At 59.4% G+C, this 18,407-nt stretch carries 17 protein-coding genes (1 of these 17 running past the window's edge); 4 read left to right on the top strand and 13 right to left on the bottom strand.

The genetic code is table 11. The features are described 5' to 3' along the window. Window positions 1-4 precede the first annotated feature (4 nt). From ACI514_RS21930 to ACI514_RS21920, 3 genes are all read right to left on the bottom strand, one after another. Window positions 5-958: an adenosine deaminase gene (locus ACI514_RS21930; RefSeq protein ID WP_008082147.1), complete on the bottom strand. Its 954-nt coding sequence runs from the start codon at window positions 956-958 to the stop codon at window positions 5-7. An 80-nt stretch (window positions 959-1,038) separates the two neighbouring features. After that, window positions 1,039-2,004 carry a 2-oxoglutarate and iron-dependent oxygenase domain-containing protein gene (locus ACI514_RS21925; protein ID WP_160055558.1) on the bottom strand — a complete coding sequence of 322 codons (966 nt, stop codon included), beginning with the start codon at window positions 2,002-2,004 and terminating at the stop codon, window positions 1,039-1,041. A 142-nt stretch (window positions 2,005-2,146) separates the two neighbouring features. After that, on the bottom strand, window positions 2,147-3,220 hold the full coding sequence (locus ACI514_RS21920; RefSeq protein ID WP_160055560.1) for a BMP family ABC transporter substrate-binding protein: 1,074 nt from the start codon (window positions 3,218-3,220) through the stop codon (window positions 2,147-2,149). Window positions 3,221-3,494: 274 nt separating this feature from the next. Here ACI514_RS21920 and ACI514_RS21915 point away from each other — a divergent pair, with 274 nt between their 5' ends. After that, window positions 3,495-4,586 carry a calcium:proton antiporter gene (locus ACI514_RS21915; RefSeq protein WP_160055562.1) on the top strand — a complete coding sequence of 364 codons (1,092 nt, stop codon included), beginning with the start codon at window positions 3,495-3,497 and terminating at the stop codon, window positions 4,584-4,586. Window positions 4,587-4,710: 124 nt separating this feature from the next. Here ACI514_RS21915 and ACI514_RS21910 read toward each other — a convergent pair whose 3' ends face one another. From ACI514_RS21910 to ACI514_RS21900, 3 genes are all read right to left on the bottom strand, one after another. Next, window positions 4,711-6,069 carry an 8-oxoguanine deaminase gene (locus ACI514_RS21910; RefSeq protein ID WP_077570872.1) on the bottom strand — a complete coding sequence of 453 codons (1,359 nt, stop codon included), beginning with the start codon at window positions 6,067-6,069 and terminating at the stop codon, window positions 4,711-4,713. Between the two features lie 253 nt (window positions 6,070-6,322). Then, window positions 6,323-7,009, bottom strand: a complete 687-nt coding sequence (locus tag ACI514_RS21905) for an SDR family oxidoreductase (protein ID WP_405124239.1) — start codon at window positions 7,007-7,009, stop codon at window positions 6,323-6,325. 22 nt (window positions 7,010-7,031) lie between these two features. Next, entirely contained in the window at window positions 7,032-7,382 is a 351-nt protein-coding gene (locus tag ACI514_RS21900; RefSeq protein WP_405122369.1) for a MerR family transcriptional regulator, read from the bottom strand. An 83-nt stretch (window positions 7,383-7,465) separates the two neighbouring features. Here ACI514_RS21900 and ACI514_RS21895 point away from each other — a divergent pair, with 83 nt between their 5' ends. Continuing rightward, the gene (locus ACI514_RS21895; RefSeq protein ID WP_160060047.1) at window positions 7,466-7,900 is read left to right on the top strand and encodes a hypothetical protein; all 435 of its coding nucleotides are present in this window, start codon (window positions 7,466-7,468) and stop codon (window positions 7,898-7,900) included. 40 nt (window positions 7,901-7,940) lie between these two features. Here the strand turns inward: ACI514_RS21895 and ACI514_RS21890 are convergent, their stop codons facing one another. From ACI514_RS21890 to ACI514_RS21860, 7 genes are all read right to left on the bottom strand, one after another. Then, window positions 7,941-8,867: an ABC transporter permease gene (locus tag ACI514_RS21890; protein ID WP_077570879.1), complete on the bottom strand. Its 927-nt coding sequence runs from the start codon at window positions 8,865-8,867 to the stop codon at window positions 7,941-7,943. Continuing rightward, window positions 8,867-9,973: an ABC transporter permease gene (locus tag ACI514_RS21885; protein ID WP_127925727.1), complete on the bottom strand. Its 1,107-nt coding sequence runs from the start codon at window positions 9,971-9,973 to the stop codon at window positions 8,867-8,869. Before ACI514_RS21885 ends, ACI514_RS21890 begins: the two co-directional genes overlap by 1 nt. A 13-nt stretch (window positions 9,974-9,986) precedes the next feature. After that, on the bottom strand, window positions 9,987-11,534 hold the full coding sequence (locus ACI514_RS21880; RefSeq protein WP_405122368.1) for an ABC transporter ATP-binding protein: 1,548 nt from the start codon (window positions 11,532-11,534) through the stop codon (window positions 9,987-9,989). Window positions 11,535-12,178: 644 nt separating this feature from the next. Then, window positions 12,179-12,760: a YigZ family protein gene (locus ACI514_RS21875; protein ID WP_160055568.1), complete on the bottom strand. Its 582-nt coding sequence runs from the start codon at window positions 12,758-12,760 to the stop codon at window positions 12,179-12,181. Between the two features lie 7 nt (window positions 12,761-12,767). After that, the gene (locus ACI514_RS21870; protein WP_405122367.1) at window positions 12,768-13,418 is read right to left on the bottom strand and encodes a TetR/AcrR family transcriptional regulator; all 651 of its coding nucleotides are present in this window, start codon (window positions 13,416-13,418) and stop codon (window positions 12,768-12,770) included. Window positions 13,419-13,506: 88 nt separating this feature from the next. Further along, window positions 13,507-14,895 carry a uracil-xanthine permease family protein gene (locus ACI514_RS21865; RefSeq protein WP_405122366.1) on the bottom strand — a complete coding sequence of 463 codons (1,389 nt, stop codon included), beginning with the start codon at window positions 14,893-14,895 and terminating at the stop codon, window positions 13,507-13,509. Between the two features lie 131 nt (window positions 14,896-15,026). Continuing rightward, the gene (locus tag ACI514_RS21860) at window positions 15,027-15,947 is read right to left on the bottom strand and encodes a LysR family transcriptional regulator (RefSeq protein ID WP_102901587.1); all 921 of its coding nucleotides are present in this window, start codon (window positions 15,945-15,947) and stop codon (window positions 15,027-15,029) included. 138 nt (window positions 15,948-16,085) lie between these two features. Between ACI514_RS21860 and ACI514_RS21855 the strand changes: the two genes are divergently transcribed. Beyond that, window positions 16,086-17,435, top strand: a complete 1,350-nt coding sequence (locus ACI514_RS21855; protein WP_405122365.1) for an aspartate aminotransferase family protein — start codon at window positions 16,086-16,088, stop codon at window positions 17,433-17,435. A 75-nt stretch (window positions 17,436-17,510) separates the two neighbouring features. Beyond that, on the top strand, window positions 17,511-18,407 hold the 5' portion of the coding sequence (locus ACI514_RS21850) for a CoA-acylating methylmalonate-semialdehyde dehydrogenase (protein ID WP_038360740.1). The gene runs 597 nt beyond the window's last position; only the first 897 of its 1,494 coding nucleotides appear in the window; its start codon is at window positions 17,511-17,513; its stop codon lies beyond the right edge, outside the window.

The following is an 18,407-nucleotide window of genomic DNA, read 5'->3' as shown; positions in this document are numbered from 1 at the left end:
TTGCTTATGGTTTTACCAGACGCGCATCGAGGCTGTTCTGCGCCAAACGCTTGGCCTGATCCTGGGTCATGCCCAAATGCTCATGCAGCGCGTAGAAGTTCTCGGTCACATAACCACCGAAGTACGCCGGGTCATCGGAGTTCACCGTGACCTTTACGCCACGCTCGAGCATGTCGAGAATGTTGTGCTGCGACATGTGATCGAACACGCAAAGCTTGGTGTTCGACAGCGGGCACACGGTCAACGGGATCTGCTCGTCGATGATCCGCTGCATCAGGCGCTCGTCTTCGATGGCGCGTACGCCATGGTCGATACGCTGGATTTTCAGCAGGTCGATGGCTTCCCAGATGTACTCCGGCGGGCCTTCTTCGCCGGCGTGGGCAACGGTCAGGAAGCCTTCGTGGCGGGCTCGGTCAAATACCCGCTGGAACTTGCTCGGCGGGTGACCCATCTCGGAACTGTCCAGACCGACCGCGACAAACGCGTCACGGAACGGCAGCGCCTGATCAAGGGTTTTCTCCGCTTCTTCTTCGCTCAGGTGGCGCAGGAAGCTGAGGATCAAACCGCTGGTGATGCCCAGTTGTTGCTCGCCATCCTTCAATGCCGCCGCGATGCCGTTGAGCACCACTTCAAACGGGATACCCCGGTCGGTGTGGGTCTGCGGGTCGAAGAACGGTTCGGTGTGAATCACGTTCTGTGCCTTGCAGCGCAGCAGGTAGGCCCAGGTCAGGTCGTAGAAATCCTGCGAGGTGCGCAACACGTCGGCGCCCTGGTAATACAGGTCGAGGAATTCCTGCAGATTGTTGAAGGCGTAAGCCTTGCGCAGGGTTTCCACGTCGTTCCACGGCAGGGCGATCTTGTTGCGCTCGGCCAGGGCGAACAGCAACTCAGGCTCCAGCGAGCCTTCCAGATGCAGGTGCAGTTCAGCCTTGGGCAAGGCGTTGAGCCAGTCGTACATATTCTTTTCTCATCAGGTGCAATGACGGCATTCTACAGATGCGCGTCGAAACAATTGGCAAAACCTGACCAAGCGATCCATCACACGGTTTCTTGCTCGCGGCGATAGGCGTAGGTATCGGCGAAGCGCGACAACAGGAATTCGGCGCAGGTGGTGGTCGGATATTTCGCTGGATGCAGTGCGTCCTGACAACCCGGCAGGCATTCGATGCGCGTGTCCGGGTGCGGCTCGGCGAAGAACGGCATCGAATAGCGATCGACCCCGAGCGGGCTGATCACCCGGTGCGGCGTTGAGCGATAACGATCATTGCTCCAGCGCGCCATCATGTCGCCGAGGTTGACCACGAACGTGCCCTCGATCGGCGGCGCGTCGATCCATTGACCCCTCACATTTTTGACCTGCAAGCCACCGGCGCTGTCCTGATAGAGCAGGGTGATGCAGCCGTAATCGGTGTGCGCGCCGGCGCCTTGCTGCTCGGTGGAGCTGGCGGTGTGGCGCGGTGGGTAATGGATCATGCGCAGAACGCTGACGGGTTCGTTGAAGCGGCTGTCGAAGAAGTCGCGTTCGATGTTCAGCGCGACGGTCATCGCCCGCAACAAGGTTTGCGCGAGGGCCTGCATGTCGAGGTAGTGCTGCTCCATCAACTCCGCCCATCCGGTTTGCGCCGGATGACGGTTCGGCCCGCGCAACGGTTTTTCCGCGAGTACATCAGGATGGTTGGCCGGCAGGTGCAGACCCATGTCGAAGGTTTCTTTCAGATCGCTGGGTTTGCTTGGGTCGAGTTGCTCGGTGGCGATGGCGCCGTAGCCGCGATGGTGGCGCGTCTGGGTGATGTCGATCTTGAGTTTTTCCGCTGCGGGCAGGGCGAAAAAACGTTGGGTGTGATCGAGCATCGCGTCGATGCGCTGCGCGGAAATCGGATGACCCTTGATGTAGAAGAAACCCCATTCGCGGCAGGCGTGGTCGATTTGCTCGGCCACGGCGGGCCAGGCGTTTTCGTCGGCGGAATAGAGCGGGCTGATATCGATGATCGGAAGCTGATCCATACACAATCCTTGAATACGCTGAAGATCAAATGTAGGAGTGAGCCTGCTCGCGATAGCGGTGTATCAGGCGACACTTTTGCTGAATGACCCACCGCTATCGCGAGCAGGCTCACTCCTACAAGGGATGGTGGTATGACTGAAATTACTTCGGCATCTCAGCCTTCATGCCTTCAACGTAATAGTTCATCGACGCCAGTTCCGCATTCGTCGCGCTCACGCCCGCCGGGATTTTCTCCACGCCGACCTGATCCTTGATCGGCCCGGTAAACGGCTGAAATGCGCCGCTCTTGATGTCGGCAATGATCTGCTCGGCCTCGGCTTTCACCGGCGCTGGCACTAGATCGCTGATTGGCAGTTCAACCGTGCCCTCCTTCAACCCGCCCCAGTAATCCTGGGATTTCCAGGTGTGGTCGATCACGCTTTGCGTCGCCTGAATATAGTGCGGCGCCCAGTCGTTGACGATCGAGGTCAGTACTGCTTTCGGCCCGAAGTGCGCCATGTCCGAGGCGTAACCCACTGCGTACACGCCACGCCGTTCGGCGGCTTGAATCGGCGCCGGACTGTCGGTGTGCTGGAACACCACGTCGACGCCCTGATCGATCAGCGCGTTGGCGGCATCGGCTTCCTTGCCCGGATCGAACCACGAGTTGACCCACACCACTTTGATCTCGGTGCCCGGGTTGTACTTGTTCAAGGCCAGTTGAATCGAGTTGATATCGCGGATCACCTCGGGGATCGGGAACGAAGCGACGTAACCGATTTTCTTGGTCTTGGTCATCTTCGCCGCGAGGAAACCGCCGACATAACGCCCCTCGTAAGTGCGCGCCAGATAGGTGCCGAGGTTCTTGTCCTGTTTGTAGCCGGTGGCGTGTTCGAAGGTCACCTTGGGAAATTGCTTGGCGACTTTCAACGTCGGGTTCATGTAGCCAAACGAGGTGGTGAAGATCAGGTCGTACTTGTCCTTGGCCATGTTGCGAATCACCCGCTCGGCGTCGGCGCCCTCAGCGACGTTCTCGACGTAGTTGGTGGTGATCTGCGTACCGAGTTTTTCTGCGAGAGCCTTGCGTCCCTGCTCATGCTGATACGTCCAGCCGTGGTCACCGATCGGGCCGATGTAGACGAAACCGACCTTCAGCGGATCGGCAGCGCTGGCGCTCAGACTGATCCCCAGACCGAGGGCGGCGCACAGCAGTTTGTGCAGCGGACGTATTTGCATGAATTGGAGCTCCATTTTGTTGTGTGTGGTCAGGGCCAATGCAAATTGCTGACCAACAGGACAACAAACAAAAAAGATCGCAGCCTTCGGCAGCTCCTATATGGGAATGCGCAACCTGTAGGAGCTGCCGAAGGCTGCGATCTTTTCAGCGTCAGAACCAACGCAGTGCAAGTCCGCGAGTTCACGCCAACGCTTGGTGCGCTAAGGTGTAACGAAACGTTAGCGCCGCCCCGCAGTCAGTAGCTCATTCGCACTCTTCGGCAAAAGGCCCGTTATGTTCACAATCCTCAAGCAAGAAAGCTTTCTGCTACTGGCCGTCATCGCCGCGTGCGTCGCCTATCCGTTGGAACACTGGATGCTGCACAGCGGCCAGATCGTCGCGCTGACTGCCGGCCTGGCGCTGATCGCGTTCATCGTCGCCGCCTCGATGCGCGTCGCCCATCACGCAGAACTGCTCGCCGAAAAGGTCGGCGACCCTTACGGCACGATGATCCTCACCCTCGCGGCTGTTCTGGTCGAAGTGGTGATCCTCGCGATCATGATGAGCAACGAAGCATCGCCCACGCTGGTGCGTGACACGATCTATTCGGCCGTGATGCTCGACATCAACGGCATCCTCGGCCTCGCCGCGCTGATGGGCGGGATCAAACATGGCGAGCAGTCGTACAACGACGATTCGGCGCGCAGCTACAGTGTGATGATCCTCACCGCCATGGGCGTGTCGATGGTGGTGCCGGAGTTCATTCCCGAGGCCAACTGGAAGATTTATTCGGCGTTCACCATCGGTGCAATGGTGGTGCTTTACGCGCTGTTTCTGCGCATGCAGGTCGGCCCGCACAGTTATTTTTTCAGCTACAGCTACCCAGACAAACGCCGCAAGAAAGAACCGCTGGGCGCGCAGGCGAAAGCGCCGAGCATCGGCCTGTCGATCGGCATTCTGGTGTTTGGCATTGTGGTGATCGGTGCACTGGCCGAAGTGATGTCGAAGACCCTCGATCTGGGTCTGGAAGGCACCGGGGCACCACCGGTGATCACGGCGATTCTGGTGGCGGCGATTTCTGCGGCGCCGGAGATTTTGACGGCGTTGCGCGCAGCGTTGGCCAACCGCATGCAGTCGGTGGTCAACATTGCGATGGGCGCGTCACTGTCGACGGTGATTCTGACGGTGCCGGTGATGGAAGCGATGGCGCTGTACACCGGCCAGCCGTTTCAAATGGCGATGACGCCGGTGCAGACGGTGATGATCTTCATCACGCTGATCGTCAGCGCGATCAACCTCAATGACGGTGAGACCAATGCCATCGAAGGCATGACTCACTTCGTGCTGTTCGCGACGTTCATCATGTTGTCCCTGCTGGGCCTTTGAGGCTGACAGAAACCAATGTGGGAGCGAGCCTGCTCGCGAAAGCGGTGTGTCATTCAACAAACATGTTGTCTGACACTCTCTCTTCGCGAGCAGGCTCGCTCCCACAGTTTTGAACGGCGGTGTATCAGGTACCGGCGATCAGTTGGCGAGCCGCCTGGCTGTGGTCGGCGATCAGGCCCTTCAGATCCAGCCCTTCAACCTGGCCATCCACCACACGCCACTTACCACCAATCATCACCCGATCCGCACGATCGGCGCCGCACAACAACAGCGCCGAAATCGGATCATGGCTGCCGGAGAAACGCAGCTCATCGAGCTTGAACAACGCCAGATCCGCCTGCTTGCCCACAGCAATCTCACCAATGTCGGTACGGCCCAGCAAACTCGCCGAACCCTTGGTCGCCCAGCCCAGCACGCGTTCCGGAGTGATCTTCTCGGCGCCATAACGCAGACGCTGTATGTACAACGCCTGACGCGCTTCGAGAATCATGTTCGACGCATCGTTGGACGCCGAACCGTCGACGCCCAGACCAAACAACGCGCCCGCGTCAGTCAGATCGATACTTGGGCAGATGCCGGAAGCCAGACGCATGTTCGAGCTCGGGCAATGGCAGATACCGGTGCCCGCCTCGCCAAGACGAGCGATTTCGTCCGGGTTGAAATGGATGCCGTGGGCCAGCCATGTGCGCGGACCGAGCCAGCCGACGCTGTCCAGGTAATCAACGGTGCGCAGGCCGAAACGCTGCAGGCAGAAATCTTCTTCGTCGAGGGTTTCGGCCAAATGCGTGTGCAGGCGTACGTCGAGCTTGTTCGCCAGTTCGGCGCTGGCCGACATGATTTCCGGGGTCACCGAGAACGGCGAGCACGGCGCCAGTGCGATCTGGATCTGCGCGCCGTCGCCACGCTCGTGGTACTCGTGAATCAGGCGCTGACTGTCGTCGAGAATCACCTGACCTTCCTGCACGGTCTGCTGCGGCGGCAGGCCGCCGTCCTTCTCGCCGAGGCTCATCGAACCGCGAGTGAGCATGGCGCGCATGCCCAGTTCACGCACGGTTTCGACTTGCACGTCGATGGCGTTTTCCAGGCCGTCCGGGAACAGATAGTGGTGGTCGGCAGCGGTGGTGCAGCCCGACAGCAACAGCTCGGCCAAAGCGACTTTGGTGGCGAGTGCGAGTTTTTCCGGTGTCAGGCGCGCCCACACCGGGTACAGGGTTTTCAACCACGGGAACAACGGCTGATTGACCACCGGTGCCCAGGCGCGAGTCAGCGTTTGATAGAAGTGATGGTGGGTGTTGATCAGGCCCGGCAGGATCACATGCTCGCGGGCATCGAACACTGCATTGCACGGCGCCGACGGCTGCTGGCCAGCGGCGAGGACTTCGACGATGACACCGTCTTGCACGACAAGACCGCCACGGGCATCGAGCTCGTTGGAAGTGAAAATGGCGAGGGGATTTTTTAACCAGGTACGGGTCGCGGGCATGTTGCCGGCTCCTCTGAAAATGGGGTTCAGGGTTGCCAGCTCAGTGATGCCCTGTCTGCTGATCCAGGGTCGCCGCGAGGACGAGGTGCGCAGTTTCAAACAAAAGCGCTTGCCGGGCAAGCCCAACCCGACCATTCACCACGGTCCCTTGTAGGAGTGAGCCTGCTCGCGATAGCGGTGTATCAGGCAACACTTTTGCTGAATGACACACCGCTATCGCGAGCAGGCTCACTCCTACAGGGGATTTGTATGCTTACCAGGGGATGGTTTCACCCTTGTAGTTGATGAAGTGGTGCCCGCCCTTGCCGGTGTACGCATTCACCTGATCAACCAGCCCGCGAGTGCTGGTTTCCACGTCAAGGTCGGCACCTTCACCACCCATATCGGTCTTCACCCAGCCCGGATGCAGCGACAACACCGTCATCTTCCGCTCGCCCAATTGCGTGATAAAACTGTTGGTCATCGAATTCAGCGCAGCCTTGCTCGCCTTGTACAACGCCAGCTCAGGTGCGTCTGGCACCGTCACGCTGCCCAGCCCGGAACTCATGAACGCCAGCACACCGCTGCCATCACGAATCTGCCCGACAAAACGCTGAGCCAGATTGATCGGCGCCACCGCGTTGGTGAAAAACAATTGACCGACTTCAGCCAGTGTCGCGCCACCCGGGGTTTGATCTGCCGGGCCTTTGACCCCGGCGTTGACGAACAGCAAATCGAAGGTGTCGCCCTTGAATTGTTGGCTCAAAGCGATGACTGCTTGCTGATCGTCCATGTCGAGCTTCTCGATCCGCACCTTGCCCAGCGCTTGCAGCGCCTCGGCGTTTTGCGGATTGCGCACGGTGGCGGTAACTTGCCAGCCGTCGGCCAGCAGGGTTTTCACCAGACCGAGGCCAAGGCCCCGGGAGGCGCCGATGATCAGTGCGTTTTTTGCAGACATGATGGGCTTCCTTGATGAATGAGGATCATGGATTCAATGGACAGGCCTGGCCGAGCCGAAGTTGCAGCTCTTGCCGCAGCACGTCGAGTTCGCCCATACGGGTTTCGATCAGTTGCAGTTTGTCGCGCAGCAACTGCACCACAGCGTTGTCCGGATCGGGGGCTTTCCACAACGCCGCGACACTGTCGCCGATCTCGCCGAGGGTAAATCCCAGGCGCTGCGCGGTTTTGATGTAGAGCACCAGTTGCACCATCTCCGGCGGATAGTCGCGATAACCGTTGGCACTGCGTTGCGCCGCAATCAACCCGCGTTGCTCATAGAAACGCAGGGTGTCACGGCTGACGGCGCTGGCCTGGGCTAATTCACCGATGCGCATGCTGGCTCTCAAAAAGTCTATTGACCCTGGAGCATACTCCAGGCTTTACCGTGCTTGCTCCCTGATTTTCTGGAGCATGGATGATGTGGACTTCAACGCAGTATCGCAACGTGGTGCGCGGCAGTGCCTGGTATGACTTGATCGTCACGGCAGCGTTTGCCACGCCTTGGAGTTTTGCGCTTGTGCATGAGTTGTTGAGTGCGCTGGATTTACCCGGCGAATTGCCGGCGTTTCAGCCTGTGCACATGTTGATGGCGAATCTGTTGGGTTCGGTGGTATGTGTTTGGGCGGTGCTGCGGATTCGCGATCCGCAGGCGCGTTATGGAAGGTATGACGCGGTGGCCAGATTTTTGTTTGCGGCTTGGCAGGGGTATGCCTTGCTGCACGGCGCCAGTTCGATTTTGCTGGTTTTTCTGGTCTTCGAGTTAGCGTGGGGCATTGCTCAGGTGTTGCCTGTTGAACAGCCATCGCGAGCAGGCTCACTCCTACAAGGGAATTGTGAATCCGATCCAATGTAGGAGTGAGCCTGCTCGCGATAGGGCCAACAAGGTCACCGCATCAATGCCCCGCCTGCCACGGCTGCCCCAACGAAACCGGCGCATACAACCGCGTCCGCAGCGCATCCCGCGACAACAACACCAGCACCACAATCGTCGCCACATACGGCAGCATCGCCAGCAAACTCGACGGAATCGCCAGCCCCAACCCCTGCGCGACCAAATGCAGGATGCTGGCGAGGCCAAACAGATACGCCCCGAGCAACAACCGCCACACTCGCCAACTGGCAAACACCACCAGCGCCAAGGCGATCCAGCCACGCCCGGCAGTCATGTTTTCCGCCCACATCGGCGTGTACGCCAGCGACAAATACGCTCCGGCCAGCCCGGCCATCGCCCCGCCAAACAGCACCGCCAAGGTACGCACGGTCAACACCGGCAAGCCCATCGCACTCGCTGCATCCGGGTTCTCGCCCACGGCCTGAATGATCAGCCCGACACGACTTTTGATGATCACCCACGCCACCAGCGCAAACAGCGCGAACGACAGATACACCAGCAGATCCTGAGCAAACAGCATCCGCCCGATCAGCGGAATCTCACTCAGCCAAGGAATCGCCAACGGCTCAAAACCCGCCAGCGGTTTACCCACCCAGGCCGCGCCGACAAAGGTCGACAGTCCGACACCAAAAATCGTCAGAGCCAAACCGGTCGCCACTTGATTGGCATTGAACACCAGCGCCACCAGCGCAAACAGTGACGACAACAACATCCCTGCCAACATCGCCAACAACACCCCAAGCCACAGGTTGCCGCTGTTCAGCGCGACGATAAAACCGATCACCGCACCAAACAGCATCATCCCTTCCTGCCCAAGGTTGAGCACGCCGCTCTTCTCGCAGATCAGCTCACCCAACGCCACCAGCAACAGGGGCGTGCCGCAACGCACCATGGCGTAGAAAATATTGCTCAACAGATCGATATCCATCACAGCGCTCCGGCGGTTACGGCGGTGGTCGACGTGCGCTTTACCCAGCGCAGGTTCAGGCGTGGCCGATAGAGGATCAGCACGTCACAGGCGAGCAGGAAAAACAGCATCATTCCCTGAAACAATTGGGTGATCGCTTGCGGCAGATTCATCGTCATTTGTGCGCTTTCGCCACCGATATACAGCAGCGCCATCAACAGGCTGGAAAACAGAATCCCGATCGGATTGAGTCGCCCAAGAAACGCCACGGTAATCGCCGCATAGCCGTAACCCGGTGACACCTGCGGCACCAATTGGCCAATCGGCCCGGTGACTTCGCAGACTCCCGCAAGCCCGGCCAATCCGCCGCTGATCAACAGCGCCAGCCAGATCAGCCGCTTCTCGCGAAAGCCGACAAACCCCGCCGCACGCTTGTCCAGCCCGAGCACTTTGATCTGGAAACCGACAAAGCTTTTCTGCAACAACACCCACACCGCGACCAGTGCGAGCAGGGCGAAATACACCCCGGCGTGCACGCGGCCATCCTCCATCAACAACGGTAAACGGCTGGCATCGCCGAACATCGCCGATTCGGGAAAGTTGAAGCCGGCGGGATCTTTCAACGGCCCGTGCACGCAGAACAGCAGCAGGTTCAGGGCGATGTAATTGAGCATGATGCTGGTGAGGATTTCGTTGGCATTGAAGCGCGTGCGCAACCACGCGGTCAGCCCGGCCCACGCCGCGCCTGCGACGGTGCCGGTGAGCAGAATAAATACCAGCGCCCAACGGCTTTGCATGCCGATGATGTTCACCGCCAAGGCACTGCCGGCGAGCGCGCCGAGGAGTAATTGGCCTTCGGCGCCGATGTTCCAGATTCGCGCCTGATAGGCCACCGCCAGACCCAGCGCGCAGAGCAGGATCGGCAGCGCTTTGACCAGTAATTCGGAGACGCCATACAAGTCGCTGACCGGCGCGATCAGCAGCGTGTGCAAGGTTTGCAATGGGTCATGGCCAAGGGCGATAAACAACAGCGAGCCACAACCGAGCGTCAGCGCCGCCGCCAATAACGGCGAGCACCACAACATCAAGCGCGATTGCTGGCCACGGGGTTCGAGGGAAAGCAGCATGTGGAAAACTCCGTTAAACCGTGGCGGCTGAAGGTGGGTTGTCGAACTGGCCGGCCATCCAGCCGCCGACGTCGCTGAGTTGCGTATCGGTGGTGTTGTGCAGCGCCGACAAGCGTCCGCCACACAAGGCGCCGAGGCGGTCGCTGATCTGGAACAGTTCGTCGAGGTCTTCGGAGATCACCAGAATCGCCGCGCCGGCATCGCGCAAAGCGATCAACGCGCGGTGGATGGTCGCGGCAGCGCCGACGTCCACGCCCCAGGTCGGGTGCGCGGCGATCAGCAGTTTCGGTTGCTGAAGGATTTCCCGGCCGAGGATGAATTTCTGCAGGTTGCCGCCGGACAAACTGCGCGCGGCGGTTTGCGTGCCCGGGGTTTTCACGCCGAAGCGCTGAATGATCTGTTGGGCGAGGGCTTCGACTTTGCCGCGTTCGATCAAACCGTGGCTGACCAAACCTTGTTGGAAAGCTGTGAGGAGGGCGTTATCGGCCAGACTCAATTCCGGCACCGCGCCGTGGCCGAGACGCTCGGCAGGCACGAATGCCAAACCCAGTTTGCGCCGTGCATCCGGGCGTAAATCAGCGACATGTTGTTCGGCGAATCGAATGGTCGCGGCTTGCGCCCGAGGCAAGGTTTGTTCGCCGCTGAGCAGGGCCAGCAATTCATCCTGACCATTACCGGCGACCCCAGCGATACCGACGATTTCACCGCTGCGCACCTGCACATCAATGTCAGTCAGCGAACAACCAAACGGGTCCGGGTTGTGCCAGCTCAAGCCGTTCACCTGCAAAAACGCCGCGCCGCCGCTGACCTTTGGATAATCGCCAATCAACGCCGCCGCTTCGCCAACCATCAACTGCGCCAATTGCTGATCGGAACATTCGGCCGGTACGCAATGCCCGGCCACGCGCCCGCCGCGCAGAACCGTCGCGCTGTGACACAGCGCCCGAACTTCGCCGAGCTTGTGGCTGATAAACAGAATGCTGCAGCCCTCGGCGGCGAGACGGCGCAAGGTGATGAACAATTCATCCGCCTCCTGCGGTGTCAGCACTGACGTCGGTTCGTCGAGGATCAGCAGACGAATGTCCTGCATCAGGCAACGGATGATTTCCACGCGCTGGCGCTCGCCGATCGACAGGCTGAGGACAAGTCGCTCCGGCTCTAGCGCCATGCCATAACGGCGCGAGACTTCACGAATCTTCGGCTCCAGTTGTTTCGGCGTGCCAGCCTTCGCGCCCATCGCCAGCGCTATGTTCTGCGCGACGCTGAGGGTTTCGAACAGCGAGAAATGCTGGAACACCATGCCGATGCCCAACTGCCGTGCCTGCGCCGGATTGCGGATGTTGACGCGTTGGCCTTGCCAGAGCATTTCCCCGGCGTCGGCCTGGGTGACGCCGTAGATAATTTTCATCAAGGTACTTTTGCCCGCACCATTTTCCCCGAGCAGGGCGTGAATTTCTCCGGGCGCAATGCTCAGGTCGATGGCGTCGTTGGCCAGACAGCCGGGATAACGTTTGCTGATGCGGCGCAGTTGCAGGCGCGGGAGGGGAGGCGCGATTGGCATGACAGGCTCGACTTGCTTGAAGTTGTGCCTGTGGATAAAGCAATTTCCTGGCCATTGAGTCAGGAACCCGAGCGGGCTGCGGCTGCGTGCGCTCGGCGCAGAGCATTGCGGTGAAAATTGGCGGGATTCGCAGCACCATTTCAGCGCAAAGCCGTTGATCGGGCTCCAGTTTTGCCCGCCGGCAACTGATCAAAAAACGAGCAAACCCGTGGGAGCTAGGCAGAACCTGCGACTGCGGCGGTCATGAACGGGTTATCCACAGGTTGCTCCACAGTTATTGTGCGCAAGCTGCAAACCCGGGCATAAGCACTGCAGTGCTTTCTTCTAATGGTGATAAACCGCGCTAACCATCTGTTTCTATTTGAAATATTCGTTTCGTCGGGTGAATTGAACGAAAAGTGAACAAACCGCGCAAAGCCACGTGACAGAAGGGTTACAGCGGAATGTACTCAGGTTATCCACAGTCGGGTGCACAGCAGATGTGGGCAACTCTGTGGAATAAGAAATTTCGGGGTGCCCCAAAAGATCGCAGCCTTCGGCAGCTCCTACATGGAAACGCCGAAACCGGAATCACCCCCCAAAATTCGTGACAACCACGGATCCGTGTAGGAGCTGCGGAACGCTGCGATCTTTTGATCTTGGCTTCACCGCTGCAACAAAATCCGCCCACGACTCAAATCCGCCAACTGGCTTTGTAACAACTCGATCTGCGCCTCACCCACCGCCAACTTCAATTCAACCCCGTTTGCCGTGAAGTTTTCCTCCACCACCAATCCACCCAGATCGGCAACGCGCAACTTCACCAACGCCAATTCGGCAAACCCGCAAGCACAACTCAATGGCACCCGGCTTATCAACTCAACCTTGGCCGCCGTTTGCAGGCATTTGTTCGCACCACCGCCATAAGCCCGGGCCAAGCCGCCCGTGCCCAATTGAATACCGCCGTACCAACGAATCACCAGCACCGCGACCTGATCGCAATCCTGCGCTTCAATCGCCGCCAGAATCGGTCGCCCGGCCGTGCCGCCCGGTTCGCCGTCATCATTGCTACGGTATTGATCGCCGAGCTTCCACGCCCAGCAATTGTGCGAGGCGTTGAAATCGCTGTGTTGTTCGAAAAAAGCCTGCGCCTCGGCAGGGCTGCCGATCGGCGTGGCGAAAGTGATAAAGCGGCTTTTGCGAATCTCTTCGCGGTACTCGCAAAAACCGCTGAGGGTGAAAGGCATAAACGTCTTATAGAGGAGGAGTGAGGCCGCAGCCTTTGAGAATGATGCGGATCAGGTTGTTGCCGGCGTCTTCCATGTCCTGCTTGGTCAGCTTGCTGCGACCGCTGACGCGGCAGATCTGCGTGGCGAAGTCGGCGTAATGCTGAGTGCTGCCCCATAACAGGAAGATCAGGTGCACCGGATCGACCGCGTCCATTTTGCCCGCATCGATCCACGCCTGAAACACCGCCGCACGGCCAGTGAACCAGGCGCGGTAATCCTGATTGAAATATTCGGTGAGGCATTCACCGCCGCTGATCACTTCCATCGCAAAGATTCGCGAGGCTTGCGGCTGGCGACGGGAGAATTCCATCTTGGCGCGGATATAGCGGGTCAGCGCTTCGGCCGGATCGTCTTCGGCGGTGAGCGTATTAAAGGTGCTGTCCCACAGCTCGACGATGTTGCTCAGCACCGCCACGTACAAACCGAGTTTGTTGGTGAAGTAGTAATGCAGGTTCGCCTTGGGCAACCCGGCATTCTGCGCGATGGTGTTCATGCTGGTGCCTTTGTACCCGTGACGGGCGAACTCGTCTTCGGCGGCTTTGAGGATGGTCTCTTCGTTCTTCTGACGAATGCGGCTGGCGGGTTTGCCGCCATGGGCAGGGACTTCAAAGGTCATAGGCACTTCCGGGTTTGTCTGTGGGTGCAACCAGTTGCGTTGATAGCGCACCCACAGACATCCGACAAGTCCTTGCGCGATAAAACCGTTACGCCTGTTCGATCTTGTTCAGCGCCGCGTGCACTTCAGCGGCCTCGGTTTTCGACTCCGGCAGCAAAAGGCACAGGATGATTGCCGTCAATCCACCGCTGGTGATCGCCGAGTCGAACAGGTTCTGCACCAGTTTCGGCAGCAGGTGCAGCAGGTTCGGTTGTGCGGCGATGCCGAGGCCAACGCCGAACGACGTGGCGATGATCAACATGCTGCGTCGATCCAGCGGCGACTGCGCGAGGATGCGCACGCCGGCAGCGGCCACCGCGCCGAACATCACCAGGGTCGCACCGCCGAGTACCGGTTTCGGAATCTGTTGCAGCACCGCGCCTATCATCGGGAACAGGCCGAGACAAAACAGAATCGCGCCGATGTACAACCCGACGTAGCGACTGGCCACGCCGGTCAACTGGATCACGCCGTTGTTCTGCGCGAACGTGGTGTTGGGGAAAGCGCTGAAGGTCGCGGCGATCATGCAGCTCACGCCATCGCCGAGTACGCCACCGCGCAGGCGGCTTATATAAGAAGGGCCGCTGATTGGCTGGCGGGCAAGCATGCAGTTGGCCGTGAGGTCACCGACGGTTTCGATGGTGCTGATCAGATAAATCAGCGCGACCGGCAGGAAAGCCGTCCAGTCGAAGCTGAAGCCAAACTTGAACGGCGTAGGAAAACTCACCAGCGGCAAGTCAGGCAAAGGCTGCGGCACCAGTTTCCCACTGAACCACGCGGCCAGACTGCCGAGCAGCAAACCGATGATGATTGCCGACAAGCGCACCCATGGCGTGTTCGAGCGGTTGAGCAGAATAATCGTCAGCAGAACGAACACGCCCAGCGCCAGATTGCCCGGCGCACCGAATTCAGGCGCATTGAAGCCGCCGCCGAGATCAGTGATGCCGACCTTGATCAGGCTGATGCCGATCAGAGTGATAACGATCCCTGTCACCAGCGGCGTAACGACTCGACGCAATTGACCGATGAAACGGCTGAGAACGATCTGCACCAGCGCGCCGAAAAAGCACACACCGAAGATCATCGCGAGAATGTCTTCCGGGCTGCCGCCACGTTGCTTGACCAGAAACCCCGCCGACAGCACCGCGCCGAGAAAGGCAAAACTGGTGCCTTGCAGACAGATCATTCCCGCGCCAATCCCGAATGGCCGCCGCGCCTGAATAAACGTGCCGATGCCGGAAACCATCAAGGCCATGCTGATCAGGTACGGCAAATGCGCGGTCAGCCCGAGGGCCGAGCCGATCACCAACGGCGGGGTGATGATGCCGACGAAACTGGCGAGCACGTGTTGCAGCGCCGCGAGTGTCGCGGCGAGCGGTTTGGGGCGGTCGTCGAGGCCGTAGATCAGGTCGCTGGACGGTGCGGAATCTGGCTGCATGGCTTAGGGCTTCTTATCAGAGGAACGAAGTAATTCCCCCTCTGCAAAAACCTGTCCACTTGCTCAGCTTTATCGGCAAATAACCCGCAAATGCAGGAGCTGCCGCAGGCTGCGATCTTTTGATCTTGCCTTCAACGCGTCGCCGCCAAACTCTCCAAAAAGCTCTCCAGCACCAAATGAGGGCGCCGCCCCTTGCGCGTGACCGATGCCAGACTCAAATCGTAAAACCGCGTTCCTGCTTTCAAAGCACGCAAACGCCCCTGCTGCACCCAAAGACTGGCGTAATGATCCGGCAGATACCCAATGTAACGCCCGGTCAAAATCAAAAACGCCATGCCTTCCCGGTCAGAAGCACTGGCCGTGCAATTGAGTGCCTGGTAATGCGCCTGAATCTCCGCCGGCAAACGAAACGTCGGCGCGATCGCGTCCTGACTGTTCAGGCGTTCGTCATCGAGCTGTTTGTCATCGACATAAAACAACGGATGGCCGACCGCGCAATAAAGCAGTGAACGCTCGCTGTACAGCGGCTGATATTCCAGTCCCGACAACGCGCTGGCCTGCGGCACCACGCCGACATGCAGGCGCCCATCGAGCACGCCTTGCTCGACTTCATTCGGCGCAATCATGCGGATCTGGATCTGCACATCCGGTCCACGCTCCTTCAACTGGGCGAGGGCGTGGGTGATGCGCATGTGGGGGAGGGTGACGAGGTTGTCGGTCAGGCCGATGATCAGCTCACCGCGCAAATGCTGGTGCAGGCCGTTGACCTCGGTGCGGAAACTTTCCAGCGCACTTAATAGTTGCAGCGCCGATTGATACACCTCGCGACCTTCTTCGGTTAGCGAAAAACCCGCGCGCCCACGCTGACACAAACGCAAACCGAGACGCTGCTCCAGATCGCTCATCTGCTGACTGATTGCCGAGCGCCCAATGCCGAGCACGGTTTCCGCTGCCGAGAAGCCGCCGCATTCCACCACGCTGCGAAAAATCCGCAGCAGGCGAATATCAAAGTCACTGACCTGGGCCAGCGGATCGGGGCGACGGCTGCTCATCCTATTGTTCTCATTGTTTAGCAAAGTTCTAACTGAAGGTTAGAAGAGTTGGATTTCACCGACTTTATCCGCGTGGCAATTTAGCTGCAACAACGCTTCTTATCTCCCTGACGCTTATGCCCTGCGAGGTTTTGCCCGATGAACATGCCTGAAAACGCGCCGTCGCCACTGGCCAGCCAACTGAAGCTGGACGCGCACTGGATGCCGTACACCGCCAACCGTAACTTCCAGCGCGATCCGCGTCTGATCGTTGGCGCCGAAGGCAGCTGGCTGATCGACGACAAAGGCCGCCGGGTATACGACTCGCTGTCCGGTCTGTGGACCTGCGGCGCTGGCCACACTCGCAAGGAAATTCAGGAAGCTGTCTCGAAACAGTTGGGCACCCTCGATTACTCGCCGGGCTTCCAGTACGGCCACCCGTTGTCGTTCCAGCTGGCCGAAAAAATCACCGAGCTGACTCCGGGCAACCTCAATCACGTGTTCTTCACTGACTCGGGCTCCGAGTGCGCCGACACCGCGGTGAAAATGGTTCGTGCCTACTGGCGTCTGAAAGGCCAGTCGACCAAAACCAAAATGATCGGCCGTGCCCGTGGCTACCACGGCGTGAACATCGCCGGCACCAGCCTTGGTGGCGTCAACGGCAACCGCAAGCTGTTCGGTCAGGCGATGATGGACGTCGATCACCTGCCGCACACGCTGCTGGCCAGCAACGCATTTTCCCGTGGCATGCCGGAGCAGGGCGGTATCGCGCTGGCCGATGAGCTGCTGAAGCTGATCGAACTGCACGACGCTTCGAACATCGCTGCCGTATTCGTAGAACCTATGGCCGGTTCCGCTGGCGTACTGGTACCGCCGCAGGGTTATCTGAAGCGTCTGCGCGAGATCTGCGATCAGCACAGCATCCTGCTGGTGTTCGACGAAGTGATCACCGGTTTCGGTCGTACCGGCAACATGTTCGGCGCCGACACCTTTGGCGTGACCCCGGACCTGATGTGCATCGCCAAGCAAGTCACCAACGGCGCGATCCCGATGGGCGCGGTGATTGCCAGCTCCGAGATCTACCAGACCTTCATGAATCAGCCGACCCCGGAATACGCCGTGGAATTTCCACACGGCTACACCTACTCGGCGCACCCGGTGGCTTGTGCCGCTGGCCTGGCGGCTCTCGACCTGCTGCAAAAGGAAAACCTGGTGCAGAGCGTCGCGGAAGTCACGCCGCATTTCGAAAACGCGCTGCATGGTTTGAAAGGTTCGAAGAACGTTATCGACATTCGTAACTTCGGTCTGGCCGGCGCGATCCAGATTGCCCCGCGTGACGGCGACGCCATCGTGCGTCCATTCGAAGCGGGCATGGCCCTGTGGAAAGCCGGGTTCTACGTACGCTTCGGCGGCGACACTTTGCAGTTCGGCCCAACTTTTAACAGTAAGCCGCAAGACCTCGATCGTCTGTTCGACGCGGTCGGCGAAGTGCTGAACAAGCTCGACTGATTTTCCTTCTATATAGCTATGCAAATAGCAGGCGCCTGTTGCGGGCGTCTGCGCACAAGAATTCAGGAGTTTTCGATGAGCGTTATCCCGCATTTGATCAATGGCGAACTGGTGACCGAGAACGGTCGCGCGGTAGATGTGTTCAACCCGTCCACCGGTCAGGCTATCCACAAGTTGCCACTGGCGAGTCAGGCAACCATCCAGAAAGCCATTGATGCCGCCAAGGCTGCGTTCCCGGCCTGGCGCAACACGCCACCGGCCAAACGTGCGCAGGTGATGTTCCGTTTCAAGCAACTGCTGGAGCAGAACGAAGCGCGCATCTCGCAATTGATCAGCGAAGAACACGGCAAGACTCTGGAAGACGCCGCCGGTGAATTGAAGCGCGGCATCGAGAACGTCGAGTTCGCTTGCGCAGCGCCAGAAATCCTCAAGGGCGAGTACAGCCGCAACGTCGGCCCGAACATCGACGCATGGTCGGACTTTCAGCCGCTGGGCATCGTTGCCGGCATCACCCCGTTCAACTTTCCGGCCATGGTGCCGCTGTGGATGTACCCGTTGGCGATCGTCTGCGGTAACTGCTTCATCCTCAAGCCGTCCGAGCGTGATCCAAGCTCTACACTGCTGATTGCTCAGTTGCTGCTGGAAGCGGGTCTTCCGAAAGGCGTGATGAGCGTGGTGCATGGCGACAAGACTGCCGTGGATGCGCTGATCGAAGCGCCGGAAGTCAAAGCGCTGAGCTTCGTTGGCTCGACGCCGATTGCCGAGTACATCTACGCCGAAGGCACCAAACGCGGCAAACGCGTTCAGGCACTGGGTGGCGCGAAGAACCATGCGGTGCTGATGCCGGATGCCGATCTGGATAATGCGGTCAGCGCACTGATGGGCGCCGCGTACGGTTCGTGCGGCGAGCGTTGCATGGCGATCTCGGTTGCTGTGTGTGTGGGCGACCAGGTGGCGGATGCGCTGGTGGCG

The sequence above is a fragment of the Pseudomonas sp. M20 genome (assembly GCF_045037865.1).
Lineage (GTDB): Bacteria > Pseudomonadota > Gammaproteobacteria > Pseudomonadales > Pseudomonadaceae > Aquipseudomonas.
The sequence above is the reverse complement of the archived record's forward strand: the minus strand, read 5'-3'. Positions and strand labels throughout refer to the sequence as shown.

What these genes read in the sequence shown, in the direction of transcription:
- ACI514_RS21915 (WP_160055562.1), top strand. Translation starts at nt 3,495, where the DNA reads ATGTTCACAATCCTCAAGCAAGAAAGCTTTCTGCTACTGGCCGTCATC.
- ACI514_RS21865 (WP_405122366.1), bottom strand. Translation starts at nt 14,895, where the DNA reads ATGCAGCCAGATTCCGCACCGTCCAGCGACCTGATCTACGGCCTCGAC.
- ACI514_RS21870 (WP_405122367.1), bottom strand. Translation starts at nt 13,418, where the DNA reads ATGACCTTTGAAGTCCCTGCCCATGGCGGCAAACCCGCCAGCCGCATT.
- ACI514_RS21875 (WP_160055568.1), bottom strand. Translation starts at nt 12,760, where the DNA reads ATGCCTTTCACCCTCAGCGGTTTTTGCGAGTACCGCGAAGAGATTCGC.
- ACI514_RS21900 (WP_405122369.1), bottom strand. Translation starts at nt 7,382, where the DNA reads ATGCGCATCGGTGAATTAGCCCAGGCCAGCGCCGTCAGCCGTGACACC.
- ACI514_RS21930 (WP_008082147.1), bottom strand. Translation starts at nt 958, where the DNA reads ATGTACGACTGGCTCAACGCCTTGCCCAAGGCTGAACTGCACCTGCAT.
- ACI514_RS21885 (WP_127925727.1), bottom strand. Translation starts at nt 9,973, where the DNA reads ATGCTGCTTTCCCTCGAACCCCGTGGCCAGCAATCGCGCTTGATGTTG.
- ACI514_RS21895 (WP_160060047.1), top strand. Translation starts at nt 7,466, where the DNA reads ATGTGGACTTCAACGCAGTATCGCAACGTGGTGCGCGGCAGTGCCTGG.
- ACI514_RS21860 (WP_102901587.1), bottom strand. Translation starts at nt 15,947, where the DNA reads ATGAGCAGCCGTCGCCCCGATCCGCTGGCCCAGGTCAGTGACTTTGAT.
- ACI514_RS21855 (WP_405122365.1), top strand. Translation starts at nt 16,086, where the DNA reads ATGAACATGCCTGAAAACGCGCCGTCGCCACTGGCCAGCCAACTGAAG.
- ACI514_RS21910 (WP_077570872.1), bottom strand. Translation starts at nt 6,069, where the DNA reads ATGCCCGCGACCCGTACCTGGTTAAAAAATCCCCTCGCCATTTTCACT.
- ACI514_RS21890 (WP_077570879.1), bottom strand. Translation starts at nt 8,867, where the DNA reads ATGGATATCGATCTGTTGAGCAATATTTTCTACGCCATGGTGCGTTGC.
- ACI514_RS21925 (WP_160055558.1), bottom strand. Translation starts at nt 2,004, where the DNA reads ATGGATCAGCTTCCGATCATCGATATCAGCCCGCTCTATTCCGCCGAC.
- ACI514_RS21880 (WP_405122368.1), bottom strand. Translation starts at nt 11,534, where the DNA reads ATGCCAATCGCGCCTCCCCTCCCGCGCCTGCAACTGCGCCGCATCAGC.
- ACI514_RS21920 (WP_160055560.1), bottom strand. Translation starts at nt 3,220, where the DNA reads ATGCAAATACGTCCGCTGCACAAACTGCTGTGCGCCGCCCTCGGTCTG.